Annotated in this window: 12 protein-coding genes; 5 read left to right on the plus strand and 7 right to left on the minus strand. The window is 43.3% G+C overall.

Features of this window, described 5'->3' with window-relative positions:
• Positions 1 to 77: 77 nt before the first annotated feature.
• From DK188_RS02380 to panC, 5 genes are all read right to left on the minus strand, one after another.
• Positions 78 to 1,217: an acyl-CoA dehydrogenase gene (locus tag DK188_RS02380; RefSeq protein ID WP_111669173.1), complete on the minus strand. Its 1,140-nt coding sequence runs from the start codon at positions 1,215 to 1,217 to the stop codon at positions 78 to 80.
• Positions 1,218 to 1,321: 104 nt separating this feature from the next.
• A complete protein-coding gene (locus DK188_RS02385; protein WP_394335832.1) occupies positions 1,322 to 2,014 on the minus strand; it encodes a zinc metallopeptidase in 693 nt (230 codons plus the stop codon).
• Between the two features lie 33 nt (positions 2,015 to 2,047).
• Positions 2,048 to 3,052, minus strand: coding sequence for a lysylphosphatidylglycerol synthase transmembrane domain-containing protein (locus tag DK188_RS02390; protein ID WP_111669174.1), 1,005 nt, complete (start codon positions 3,050 to 3,052; stop codon positions 2,048 to 2,050).
• Positions 3,052 to 3,399: an aspartate 1-decarboxylase gene (gene panD / locus DK188_RS02395; protein ID WP_111669175.1), complete on the minus strand. Its 348-nt coding sequence runs from the start codon at positions 3,397 to 3,399 to the stop codon at positions 3,052 to 3,054. Before panD ends, DK188_RS02390 begins: the two co-directional genes overlap by 1 nt.
• Before the next feature lie 24 nt (positions 3,400 to 3,423).
• Positions 3,424 to 4,272 carry a pantoate--beta-alanine ligase gene (gene panC, locus DK188_RS02400; RefSeq protein WP_111669176.1) on the minus strand — a complete coding sequence of 283 codons (849 nt, stop codon included), beginning with the start codon at positions 4,270 to 4,272 and terminating at the stop codon, positions 3,424 to 3,426.
• A 123-nt stretch (positions 4,273 to 4,395) separates the two neighbouring features.
• Between panC and DK188_RS02405 the strand changes: the two genes are divergently transcribed.
• The 3 genes from DK188_RS02405 (at position 4,396) to glmS (ending at position 8,503) form a co-directional block, all read left to right on the plus strand.
• A complete protein-coding gene (locus tag DK188_RS02405; RefSeq protein WP_111669177.1) occupies positions 4,396 to 5,208 on the plus strand; it encodes a glycogen/starch synthase in 813 nt (270 codons plus the stop codon).
• Positions 5,168 to 6,538 carry a DUF4270 family protein gene (locus tag DK188_RS02410; RefSeq protein WP_111669178.1) on the plus strand — a complete coding sequence of 457 codons (1,371 nt, stop codon included), beginning with the start codon at positions 5,168 to 5,170 and terminating at the stop codon, positions 6,536 to 6,538. The genes DK188_RS02405 and DK188_RS02410 overlap by 41 nt, the downstream gene beginning before the upstream one ends.
• A 123-nt stretch (positions 6,539 to 6,661) precedes the next feature.
• Positions 6,662 to 8,503, plus strand: coding sequence for a glutamine--fructose-6-phosphate transaminase (isomerizing) (glmS, locus tag DK188_RS02415; protein WP_111669179.1), 1,842 nt, complete (start codon positions 6,662 to 6,664; stop codon positions 8,501 to 8,503).
• Between the two features lie 32 nt (positions 8,504 to 8,535).
• Here the strand turns inward: glmS and DK188_RS02420 are convergent, their stop codons facing one another.
• Positions 8,536 to 8,760, minus strand: coding sequence for a Kazal-type serine protease inhibitor family protein (locus DK188_RS02420; RefSeq protein WP_111669180.1), 225 nt, complete (start codon positions 8,758 to 8,760; stop codon positions 8,536 to 8,538).
• 110 nt (positions 8,761 to 8,870) lie between these two features.
• On the opposite strand from DK188_RS02420, the gene prfA reads away from it, so the two are divergent.
• Positions 8,871 to 9,944 carry a peptide chain release factor 1 gene (gene prfA / locus DK188_RS02425; protein WP_111669181.1) on the plus strand — a complete coding sequence of 358 codons (1,074 nt, stop codon included), beginning with the start codon at positions 8,871 to 8,873 and terminating at the stop codon, positions 9,942 to 9,944.
• Between the two features lie 83 nt (positions 9,945 to 10,027).
• Positions 10,028 to 10,552: a GNAT family N-acetyltransferase gene (locus tag DK188_RS02430; protein WP_111669182.1), complete on the plus strand. Its 525-nt coding sequence runs from the start codon at positions 10,028 to 10,030 to the stop codon at positions 10,550 to 10,552.
• A gap of 22 nt (positions 10,553 to 10,574) precedes the next feature.
• Here DK188_RS02430 and DK188_RS02435 read toward each other — a convergent pair whose 3' ends face one another.
• Entirely contained in the window at positions 10,575 to 13,385 is a 2,811-nt protein-coding gene (locus DK188_RS02435; protein WP_111669183.1) for a YCF48-related protein, read from the minus strand.
• Between the last annotated feature and the right edge of the window lie 73 nt (positions 13,386 to 13,458).

Raw genomic sequence — 13,458 nt, forward strand, 5'->3', positions numbered from 1 at the left:
TTTGGAAATCACGGCACAAAAATAAAAAAAGGGTATAATTATTTGCAATTATACCCTTCAAAAATAATTGGAACTTGCTACTTTAAAATTCCTCTAGAAATGACAATTCGTTGAATTTCAGATGTTCCTTCGTAAATCTGAGTGATTTTGGCATCTCTCATCAGCCGCTCCACATGATATTCTTTCACATAACCGTAGCCTCCATGTACTTGTACAGCTTCGATGGTCACATTCATGGCAACTTCTGAGGCATAGAGTTTTGCCATGGCTGAGGCATGTGCATAGTCCTGTTCCTGATCTTTGAGCCAGGCAGCTTTGTATACCAAAAGTCTGGCTGCTTCAATTTGGGTAGCCATGTCTGCCAGCTTAAACTGGATCGCTTGATGTTGGCTGATGGGTTTGCCAAAAGCTTTGCGTTCTTTGGAGTAGGCTAGGGACAATTCATAAGCTCCTGCAGCAATACCCAGCGCTTGGGCGGCAATTCCGATCCGACCTCCATTGAGTGTTTCCATAGCGAATGTAAACCCAAAACCTTCCTCACCAATGCGGTTTTCTACTGGGACCTTTACATCGGTAAACATCAGGGAGTGTGTATCTGAGCCTCTGATTCCTAGTTTATCTTCTTTTTTTCCGATGACAAATCCTTCCCAACCTTTTTCCACGATAAACACCGAGATTCCTTTGTGTCCTTTAGAAGCATCAGTTTGGGCTATAACCAAGTAAATACTTGCAGAAGATCCGTTGGTGATCCAGTTTTTGGTACCGTTTAGGATATAGTGGTCTCCCTTGAGTTCGGCGTTGGTTTTTTGAGAAGTAGCATCTGAGCCAGCTTCGGGTTCGGACAGGCAGAATGCTCCTAAAACTTCACCACTAGCAAGTCGGGTGAGGTACTTTTGCTTTTGCTCTTCCGTGCCGTATTTTTCCAATCCCCAGCAGACAAGGGAATTGTTCACTGACATCGACACAGAGGCGGAGGCATCAATTTTTGACAGCTCTTCCATTGCGATGACATAGGAGAGCGTATCCATTCCCCCACCGTTGTATTTGGGGTCCACCATCATTCCCATGAAGCCCAATTCCCCCATCTTTTTGACTTGTTCTTTTGGGAATTTTGCTTCAGTATCCCGTTCGATGACACCGGGTAGAAGTTCTGATTTTGCAAATTCTCTGGCTGCTTCCTGTACCGCCAAATGCTCTTCAGTCAGTTGAAAATTCATAGGTAATATTTATTTTTTTGGGTCTATATTCCGATGGAAAAGATAGCCTTAAAAAAGAAAAGGGGCAAAAACTTGCCCCTTTCGGAATATTATTTTGATCTGGATCAATCTCTGCTGCCAAAGAAAATATAAATATAGTAGGCCAATGTGGCCAAAGAAGCCAAGGCCGCTACCACATACGTCATCGCCGCCCAGTGAAGTGCATCCTTTGACATGTCATATTCACTTCGGTTAACGATGTTTCTGGTTTGAACCCAGGCTAACGCCCGATTTGATGCATCAAATTCGACAGGCAAAGTAACCAAAGTAAACAAGGTCATAATTCCGTAAGCACCTACTACTACAAAGCCAATCAATTCATTGGGTAAGCCTAGAGCAAAACCACCAAGCAATGAAGCGATCAAAACGAAGTTGAGAATCTTGCCAGAAATGTTCTGGATAGGCACCAGTGCAGACCTCATTTTTAGCCAAGCATAGGAAGTGGCATGCTGTACTGCGTGACCGCACTCGTGTGCTGCTACTGCTGTGGCGGCCGCATTTCTTCCATAGAATACATCAGGAGACAGATTTACAGTCTTATTCATCGGATTATAGTGGTCGGTCAGCTGACCTTCTACGCAGACTACTTGTACATCATGGATATTATTGTCAGCCAGCATCAATCTGGCGATCTCTGCTCCTGACAGGTTAGCCTGCAGCGGAGTCAGGGAGTATTCTTTGAATTTTCGCTTCAGCTTGTTACTCACGAAGAAGCCTAGCCCTGCAAATACTACTACGATAGCGATTAGAATAATCATCTTTTTATGGTTTAACTGGGTGTGAATACGAAGTTATGTCTTGTCGGGTTTAATCCAAGCGCGGATTCTCATCATTACGATCCAGCTGATGAGTCCAGCTACCATGACCATCATCACTTGAGTTCCGTGGATAATAGCCGCGAAGATTTTACCGTCTGTTTCTGACACTCCAAATTGGATCAAAATGTAGGCCACGAGTGCATGGAAGGTACCAATACCTCCCTGTACAGGAGCTACCATGCCAATACTTCCCATTACCATTACCAATAGCACTTCACTAGGTGTCAAGTTGGCAGTACTCTGGATTCCAAGTGAGACGGTGTACATCGTCAAAAAGTAGATTATCCAGATCGCTATCGAACTAGCCCAAAATCCCAGCGGGTTTTTAAGTGTAGAGATACTTTTTACACCAGTCCAAAGCTGGCGACCGAAATTTTGAAGTTTATTGATGGCACCGTGATTTCTGAATCTTCGGAAGAGCAAATAGAAAAAAATCACGCCTATGACGGCACCACCGACAAGTAGGGGCAAGTTACTGAACAAGGATCTGCCAAGATTATCGACGTCGATTAAATCTCCCGAGAGTGAAAGGAAGAGTTTATTTTCTAAAAGGAATGCCAGGAAGATGGTGCCAATCAGGAAAAGCAAATCAATACTTCGTTCCAAAATAACTGTCCCGATCAGATGGCCAACTGAAATCCCGTTGGTCCGGGAAAGAACTCCACAGCGGGCCACTTCTCCAGCCCTTGGAACCAGCAAATTCGCCAAATACCCGACCATAACTGCATGATAGGCACGATTGGAAGTAACAGGCTTCCCCTCCTCTGCTTGAATCAACAAAGCCCACCTCCAGCCCCTGATCCAAAAACCCAAGAGTGAAATAACCAAGGACAAAAAAATCCAAAACCAGTTAGATGACTTTACTTGTGCTATCAAACTGGCCAATTCGATGTCTTTGTATAAAAACCAAAAAATCCAGACTGCAACTGCTAGAGAGAGTGCTATCTGGATTCCCTGTTTGACCTTCGGATTGAGCATCAGATTATTTTGTTTCTTTCGTCAGGGAAAATAAGTACTGGCTTGTGTTTTTTGGCCTCTTCCAGTTCCATTCCCGCATAGGAAATGATAATAACAATATCACCCACTGCTGCCTTTCTGGCTGCTGGGCCATTGAGACAGACTTGCCCGCTGCCTCGCTCACCTTTAATCACGTAAGTTTCTAATCGTTCACCATTGTTGACGTTGACTACCTGCACTTTTTCATTTTCGATCAAGTTTGCAGCATCCATCAGGTCCTCGTCAATGGTGATCGAACCCACATAGTGAAGTTCTGCCTGAGTGATTTTTACCCGGTGTATTTTGGATTTTAAGACTTGGATATTCATTGGCTTAGTTTTTCGGCCGCAAAATTAGGAAATAATCGGCAGGTTATCTATCAAACGTATGTCTCCCATAAAAGCTGCCACACAGATTGAAGATTTTTTTGCTGGATCAAAAATAGAATAGGTGTCAAAAGTATCCGGATGTACCAAATCGAAATATTCTAATCGGGCGAGTGGTTCTGCATTAAAATCAGCCTCAATTTGCTCTTTTATAATTTTCCAGTCTGTCCCTTTGGTAAGCTCAGCTCTTGCCTTTTCCAGACTACGGATGAGCAGTAATGCTTTTTCTCTTTCTTCTGGATTGAGTCGCAAGTTTCGGGAAGACATCGCAAGCCCATCTAATTCCCGTCGGGTTGGGACTATAGACAGGTTCACCTCAAAGGAAAGATCATTTACCAATCGTTTGATTATAGCGACCTGTTGCAGGTCCTTTTGTCCAAAGAATGCGACATGCGGTCGGATCATATGAAAAAGCTTGGATACCACAATACCCACACCATTGAAGTGACCGGGTCTGAATTTCCCCTCCAGTACATGTTCCAAAGCACCAAAATCAAATTTTAAACCCGTAGCAGCGGGATACATGACCTGCTCCGATGGCAAAAATACATAGTCCACCCCTGCCAAGGCTAATTTGGCTAAGTCTTGCTCTATAGTTTTGGGGTACTTGTTAAAGTCTTCCGGATTGTTGAACTGGGTGGGGTTGACAAAAATGGAAACAATGGTCACTTGGCACTCTTCTCGAGATTTTTTGACCAAATCCAAGTGGCCATCATGCAGGGCTCCCATTGTGGGAACCAGTCCAATTTGCTGATTAGTGCGAAGATGATTGAGCCATAGGGGGTTCCATTCGGCTGGATTGTGGATTAGCTTCACGCTTGGGTATGATTTCGGCTAATTGGGGCAAAACTAGATTAATATCCAGAAATACAATGCTTTTAGGCTTTTTTTATTTACCTTTGTGCCGTTGTTTATCACGTTCATTAAAATCCCATAAGCATGTCCAAACTACGTATCCTCTACGTTGCAAGTGAAATCAACCCTTTCTTACAAACTTCTGAAGTCGCAAATTTCCTAAGATCACTACCACAGGCTATGCAAGAGCGTGGGATGGAAATCCGTATTTTGGTTCCGAAGTTTGGGTTGATCAATGAGCGCAAAAACAGACTCCATGAGGTCGTAAGATTGTCCGGAATTAATATCGCAGTAGGTGAGGAAGAAAAGCCGCTAATTATCAAAGTTGCCTCCATTCCCAATGCAAAACTTCAGGTGTATTTCATCGACAATGAGGACTATTTTCAGCGAAAGCATGTATTTCATGATAAACAGCAGAAGTTTTACGAAGACAATGATGAGCGGGCTATCTTCTTCTGCAAAGGCGTAATTGAAACTGTAAAGAAACTCGGATGGGCTCCGGATATCGTGCATTGCAACGATTGGATGACTTCACTTATTCCGATGTACCTAAAGACTACATACAAAAATGAGCCACTTTTTAAAGACACTAAAACTGTGTTTGCGATCTATAACAATGGATTTTCGCATACCTTTGGCGATGATTTGTTAAACAAGGTTAAGATGGTGGATATCGATGACACTATTTTGGCATCTTTGAACAGCAAAGACTTCGCAGGCTTCATCAAGATCGGAATGGAATATGCCGATCTCGTAGTAAAGGGCAGCGGCGTATCTGCAGAATTAAACCAACTTATCGAGGATTTCTCAAAAGACAAACAGTTTGAAATTAGTATCGAAGAAGAGCAGCAAGCTCATGACGAGCTTTTCGGCATCTATAATAGCCTTGCCGGGTAAACTGGCCGTTACCGCATTATTATCCATCCTTCTTATCAGTTCTTGCAGCGACCCGGCATCTGTTGGGCTCGAGTTGGCACCTGGAAATAACCAAATTGGGGTATTTTACCAAGAATTTAATTTGGATGCGCAAGTCGTACTGTTGGATTCATTTAATACCGTAAACTCTGGTGTACTTGTAGTAGGTAACGAATCCGACGATTTCTTTGGTAAAACAGAGGGCATAGGATACAGTAGATTGAATTTTGATCCGAATGCAGAGCGGCCAGCAGCGACAGCCATATTGGATTCCATGTTTTTCCGATTGGATGTGGTGAGCGTCAATGGATCAAATCTGGATCAGCCCAAAACTTACTCCATTCATAAGTTAACGGAGCCAATTTTGGACACCCTGTATTATAATTTTGATGCACTTTCTTTTGAGGAAACACCGTTTTCCTCGATTGATTTCACTTTTGATGAAGTGAAGGATACGCTAATCCAGATGCCTGTTACGGAAGATTTTCAAAATGAATTTTTCGGAGCTTTAAAAGAAGGTCGAGGAAATGAGTTTGACAATCTGTTTACCTTCAGGGAATATTTTCCTGGTATTGCTGTCAAATCAAAAGAAGGAGATAACACCACGATTGGTGTAGCTATTGGGCGGAATACAGGAATTCAAGTTTATTATCACGATCTGGGAGACACGATCGCCAAAAGATTTGATGTAAATACCTTTTCGTCGAGAAGTTTCAACGGTATTCATTCAGATAGATCCGGTACACCTACGGAGGTTATCACTGAAAGCGGGAAGTCTTACGATGTAGGTCAAGTCGTGGGCATGAAGTCTACCCTAGCTTTGGCGATGAGAATAGATACCAGTCCAATAGACATGTTTTTGGATACACTTTCAGGAGTGACGTTTAATCAGGTTTTGTTTTCACTTGGCGAAATAGAGCCTCAGGATGAGGATAATACACCAATCTCCGGGATGGTCATGATTTTTGTCGACGATGAAAATGAACCAATTACAAGTAGTATTAATGGAGTTCCTCTCTATGTACAAACAGATAATCAGCCACAGGTGATTCCTGATTCAAATGGCGATGAGGTTCCAAACAATCTGTTTGCATCATCAGCAATCCTGAGATATGACTCTGAAACCAGAAAATTACAAGCAGGGATAACCTCACATCTCAATGCAATATTTAGAGGTCAACTCCAACGTCAGGATTGGTTGCTTTATGCTTCTACTCCACAATCAGGCGATGACTTTAAGCGTTCTCTTCGTCAGTTCAAAGTAAATAAAGACAAAATAAAAATTCAGGTGATATATTCGAAGTCTCGGTAGTTCAATCGATTTCGAATAAGTGCTCCTAATCCTCTTCTTAATTTTAAGGAAGTGGATTATTTTTTTTGGCATGAAAGCTGTTCCTTTGTGGAAGTTTAAACCAACCTTTAAGAATTTTTCAATATGTGTGGAATTGTAGCGTATGTAGGGCAGCAGGAAGCATTGCCTATCATTCTCAAAGGCCTCAAAAGACTTGAATACCGGGGATATGACTCAGCTGGTGTAGCGCTTTTGGATAAAAACGGCCTTAGTATTTACAAAAAGAAAGGAAAAGTCTCTGAACTCGAAAAACATCTCGATTCAAACGGGGAAATCAAATCCAAAATTGGGATTGGTCACACACGTTGGGCGACTCATGGCGAACCCAATGATGTAAATGCACACCCGCATTATTCAGCCTCAGAGAAATTTGCAATGATTCACAATGGAATCATCGAAAATTACGAAGTGTTAAAGCAAGATCTCTTAAAGAAAGGGTACAAATTCGAAAGTGATACGGATACTGAAGTTTTCGTCAAATTCATCGAAGACATCTATGTCAACAATCACTGTACGCTGGAAGAAGCCCTACGTCTCGCGCTTCACAAAGTAGTCGGAGCCTACGCCATTGTATTGATTAATAAAGAAGAGCCGGATACCCTGATCGCAGCCCGAAAGGGTTCTCCCTTGGTAATCGGAGTTGGTGAAGATGAATACTTTTTGGCTTCTGATGCGACGCCTATCATCGAATACACCAATAAGGTAGTTTATCTGGATGATTATGAAATAGCAGTCATCCGAGAAGGAAAGCTTCAGGTCAAGACGATCGAAAACGTAGAAACCAATCCTTACATCAACCAGCTTGAAATGGAGCTGGAAGCAATTGAAAAGGGCGGGTACGAGCATTTTATGCTCAAGGAAATCTATGAACAGCCGAAGTCTATTGCTGATTGTCTCAGAGGTCGTCTGGATGCGAAATCCGGCAGATTGGTTTTGGGAGGTCTTCGGGATTACATGAATAAATTCCAAAATGCAGAGCGGATCATCATCACTGCCTGCGGCACTTCTTGGCATGCTGGATTGGTTGCAGAATACCTCTTTGAGGAATTTGCCCGAGTGCCGGTCGAAGTAGAATATGCCTCAGAATTCCGGTACAGAAATCCAGTCATAAATGAAAAAGATTTCGTTATTGCCATTTCTCAATCCGGTGAGACTGCAGATACGCTAGCAGCTATTGAGCTCGCAAAATCAAAAGGTGCAACCATCTTCGGAGTTTGTAATGTGGTAGGGTCTTCCATTCCTCGTGCAACGCACGCCGGATCGTATACGCACGCGGGTCCAGAAATTGGAGTAGCATCTACTAAGGCATTCACTGCTCAAATCTCAGTGTTGGCGATGATGGCGCTTAAGTTGGGTTACCAAAGAGGGACTTTACCCGAGAACCGTTACATCCAGTTGTTGAATGAACTTGAGGCTATTCCTGCCAAAGTAGAGCGAGCGCTTAAGACCAATGATTTGGTCAAATATATTGCCTCGGAATACAAAGACGTAAGAAACGCACTTTACCTAGGCCGTGGGTATAATTTCCCAGTTGCGCTTGAGGGTGCTTTGAAACTTAAAGAAATCTCCTACATCCATGCCGAAGGCTATCCTGCAGCTGAGATGAAACATGGACCGATTGCCTTGATTGATGAAGAGATGCCGGTTGTATTTATTGCTACACAAGACAGCTCCTATGAGAAAGTAGTCAGCAATATTCAGGAAGTAAAAGCAAGGAAAGGAAAAGTAATCGCTGTAGTCACCGAAGGAGATACACAGGTGAAGGCCATGGCCGATCACGTGATCGAGATACCAGCAGTAGACGAAGCTTTTGTCCCTTTGGTGGCTGTGGTACCTTTGCAGCTTCTCTCATATCATATCGCTGTGATGAGAGGCTGTAACGTGGATCAGCCAAGAAATCTAGCTAAATCGGTAACAGTAGAATAACCAAATGAGGCTGCCAGATTTGGCAGCCTTTTTTAATTACATTCACCCGAAGTCCAAGATTTCAATCCTGAAAGATCAGCAGCACATTCATTAGGGTAAGTTTTGCCATCGCAGCCACAAACAGGCCTGTAATCAAAAGTACAGGGGCCAGACCTGATTCGCTCAGGATCTATGCAATTGGTGATGGGCATCTCGTCCTCACAATGTGAAAAGATAAAAAGAGATCCAAAAAAAAGAATGACCGGCAATTTTCTCATGCAGTTTTGACGAGAATTCAACCCAATCTGCTACAAATCCTTTCGCTGTCTTTACATTTAGCGAATACTCAGCCGATTAATTCCTTACTTTTGCGCAGCGAATAAAACCCATGCTGGACAAATTACAAGCCCTCAAAGACCGATTTGAAGAAGTAGGTCAACTGATCATCATGCCGGACTCGATGTCTGACATGAGCAAGTACACTAAGCTCTCCAAAGAATACAAAGACCTTGAGAAAATCGTCATAGCCTACGACGAATACAAGCTGGTCCTTCAAAATATAGAAAGCTCAAAGGAAATTTTGGATAAGGAAAAGGATCCGGAGTTTCGTGAGATGGCAAAAGCGGAGCTGGATTATTTAAGAGAGCGAAAGGATGTCCTGGAGGAAGAGGTGAAGCAACTCTTGATTCCAAAAGACCCAAATGATTCCAAAGATTGTATTCTCGAAATCCGTGGAGGAACGGGTGGAGATGAAGCTTCTATTTTTGCCGGTGACTTGTTTCGGATGTACGAGCGGTTTTGTGAAATGCAGGGCTGGAAATTGACCGTGCTGGATTTGACCTTTGGGTCGGCTGGGGGCTATAAAGAAATCATTGCCACAGTCTCCGGAGCGGATGTCTATGGGATGCTGAAATATGAGTCCGGAGTGCACCGTGTGCAGCGAGTGCCAGCTACCGAATCGCAGGGACGGGTGCACACATCTGCAGCTTCTGTGGCTGTTCTCCCCGAAATGGATGAAGTTGAGGTGCATTTGGACATGAATGAAATCCGCAAAGACACTTATTGCTCCTCTGGCCCAGGAGGTCAATCGGTAAACACGACCTATTCAGCCGTACGATTGACTCACTTGCCATCCGGCTTGGTAGTGACCTGTCAAGATGAAAAGTCGCAGATCAAAAACTTCGAAAAGGCCCTCAAAGTATTGAGATCCAGGCTGTATGAAATTGAGCTGACCAAACACAATGATGCGGTCGGAGCACAGCGCCGATCCATGGTAGGAAGTGGGGACCGTTCTGATAAAATCAGAACCTACAACTACTCCCAATCACGAGTTACTGATCACCGAATCAATAAAACGGTCTACAATTTGCCAGATGTGATGGACGGACACATTGAAGAGTTCATTTCTGCACTTCGATTGGCAGAAAATCTCGAAAAAATGAAAGCGGGCGGAATCGAGTAAGTAAGATGGACTTTGAAGGATTGAATTAAGAGGGTATATTGAACAAATAAAAAAACCGGCGGAAGAATAACCTGAATATTTTTATGATCATAAACGGAGAAAAAGAAATAAGCCTAGTCACATGGAACGACTCCCATTTTCATCAACTCTACCCGCTAGCAAATAATCCAAAAATCGCTATGAATTTGAGGGATAGCTATCCTCAGCCTTACACCATTCATGATGCAAGACATTGGATCGAGCACAATCAAAAATTCAATCCACCGCAGAATTTTGCCATTGAATTTGAAGGCAAGTTGGCAGGATCAATAGGTGCAGAACGCGGAAAAGATGAACTCCGTACCAATATGGAGCTAGGTTTTTGGATCGGTGAGCCTTTTTGGGGAAAAGGAATTGCCTCCGAGGCAGTGAAGCTTTACACAAAATACATTTTTGAAAAATTTGATATCCAACGACTCTTTGCGCAAGTCTATGACTTCAATGGAGAATCCATGAATGTGCTGGAAAAAGCGGGATATATCCCTGAGGCAATTTTGAAAAAAGCCTTTATTAAACGAGGTAGGATTGGTGACATTTTCCAATACGTCATGATCAGAGACGAAGAGTAATCTTCGTCTCTTTTTTTTAAGCTTACCTCACCAGGACTTTTTGGGACATAATTCCATTTTTTCCCCTCAGTTGCAGGATAAGTATACCTTTTGGAAGCCCGTCAAAGTTTATTTCTGACTCTCTTGGGCTGATTTTTCTATCTCGAATCAGCTGACCAAGGGAATTGAAAATCTGCAAGTCAGTCCATAGATCCAGATTCTCTGAAGTGATCGTCAGATTGCCGCTAGTAGGATTTGGATAGATTTTCAATCCAAAGTCTTTATTCGGCTCTAGGGCTGTGATCACGTTGACATTGACGGCAAGTGATCTTTTTGTTCCAAATCCACATTCGTTCTGAGCCTCTACACTCAATTCAAAATTGCCCTCCGACTCCCAATCGACCAAAATTCTGTTACTCCCCTGACCTGAGACTATTTTTCCGCCTGCTGATACAGTCCATCGGTAATCCAATCCTGTAACTGCTACAATCTCATAGTATTGCTCACCAAGACCTATTTGATTAGCCCCGGATATTTCGGAAGGTTGGTCAGGTGATGCGTTGATGATGACATTTTTTCGAATCGGTTCTGTTTTTCCGCATCGGTTTTCTTGAGTGACTGAGACCAGTTGGTTACCTGATTGTGACCAAGTGATTTCTATTTGGCTTGTTCCTTGGCCTGAAATGATCTCTCCGCCCGTTACTGTCCAAGTGTAGGTTGTTCCATCCAAGTTGGGAAGGCTATAGCTAGATGAACCTGCTGTACAGCCTAAACCATCACCGGCAATCAGTACAGTGCTAGGTGCAATCTGGGAAACAGCTACTTCCAAGGCAGAGGTTTCCCCGCTTCCACAGAAATTGGATCGGGAGACCAAGACTGCATTTCTGCCTGGGATGGTCCATTTTACTTCTATTTGATTGGTTCCCTGCCCGGAAATGATCTCGCCACCATCCACTCTCCAGATAATCTCAGAACCTGCTAGGGGAGATTCGGAGACGGCATATATTTCATTTGAGATACATGATTGTGAGTTGCCCGCAATCTCACCTAGGGATCCGACAGGAGGTATACAATTGTAAGTGATGATGCTACCATCCGCACCTACGAAATAAGCTTTAGTATCAGTGCCTGCGCTGACCCCGGTAAAGTTTCGCAAAGTTCCCGTAGATGATTCAAGCCAAGTTTCTCCGCCATCCAATGTGACGAGGGCCATGCCTTCATCACCCGCGATGAAACCGACATTCGAATCAAAGAAATCGACGGAATTGAGATTTTTCGCAGTTCCAGATTGCACTATTTTCCAATTTCTTGCTTTGTCTTCAGATTTGAGGATGATTCCTCCATCTCCTACGATGATCGCTCTAGTCGTATCAAGTTTTGCCAGCGCATTTAAGTTTTCTCTAGTTACTTTTGGCAGATTCTCCCACACATTTCCTCCGGCGCTCCAGCTGATCTGGCCATTTTCACCTATCGCAAACCCAGTGACAAAATCAAAAAATGTGACGTCTTTCAGATTTTCGGTTGTACTGCTGAGGATCGTTTGATCCCAAGTCACTCCTGAATCGAAGGAGCGGGTAATGAATCCGTTATTTCCAGCAGCATAAAGTACCGATGGAGCAAAAAGATAGAATCCCGAAAGGGTTCTTGAAACAGGTAAAAACACAGGGACCCAGGTCGAACCGGTGTTTCCTGTCCTGTAGATTTTTCCATTTGGCGAACTGGCATAGCCAAAAGCTGTATTCCAGAAATCTATGGACTGGATGAATTCGGGCTCTGGGATTGGGCGACTTACTAAAGTGGTCGCACCATTTGAAGTCACAAAAAATGCTCCGCTTTCTCCCGCAATGAATCCTGTATTTTGATTCTTAAAATCGACTGAAGTAAAATTATTTCGTACCCCGGCAAACTTTTGTGTCCAGCTAGCACCGGAGTTGGTGGAATTGATCAGGTAACCATCCTGACCCAAGGCTGAGACAAGGGCGGTATTTGGTTTAAAGTTGAGATTTTTGATGTTGCGAAAATTGCTTGCCCCAAGGTTGGCCTTGGCAAATGTGGTCCCTGAATTGGCTGTTCGAACGATGGTTGCAGAATCTCCTACTGCCACTACGGCTCGAATATCCAAAGGGTTCACAGCTACTTTATTTAGGGTCCTGGTAGAAGTGGAATTGAGGGTGGTCCAGTTACCTCCTCCATCGATAGTTTTTAAGAAAATACCGCCTTCACCTACGGCATAACCAATTAGCGAATTGGAAAAGGCAATCCCCTTTATATCAATGCCGGGGGAAATGGTAAAGGAATTCCAATTCAGCCCCTTGTTGAAAGAAGAGAGAATAACCCCATCATTTCCTGCCAGAAAGAGTGTATCCTGACCTACCATCGCAATATCATTCAAGTCTAAACTTGATCCGCTGGAAATTTTGCTCCAAACGCTTCCCCCGTTGGATGACCTGATGATTTCGCCATTTTTTCCAACGGATATTATTTCTGTCTCAGAGATCTTGGCAATACTAAGTAAATCATTCTGAGTGCCTGAGGTTTTCTTTTCCCAATTTTCCCCTCCTGAGGAGGTAATAAAAACAGCACCATTGGTTCCTACGGCCACACCAGCAGTCTCAGTAAGGAATACAACGTCTAAAAAATGAGTATCAAAATTCTGCAATACTTCTTCCCAAGTCACTCCTCCATCTGAGGTCCGAATGATTAGATTCTCTCCTACAGCTACTCCCTTTTGTTCATCGATCCAATAGATGGATTCCAAATCTAGTCCCCAGCCCTGCATCCTAGTCCAAGTCTGACTCCAGGCTGCCCCCGTAATCATAAAAAGTAAGTAGAATAAGAGAACAAGTTTTTTCATAGGGGTTAGTAGAATCTCAAAAGATGAAAATTATCCATCTTTAAAAAACACTCCAATATTAATCGAATTACTC

It is taken from the genome of Algoriphagus litoralis (genome assembly GCF_003259255.1).
Classification (GTDB): domain Bacteria; phylum Bacteroidota; class Bacteroidia; order Cytophagales; family Cyclobacteriaceae; genus Algoriphagus; species Algoriphagus litoralis.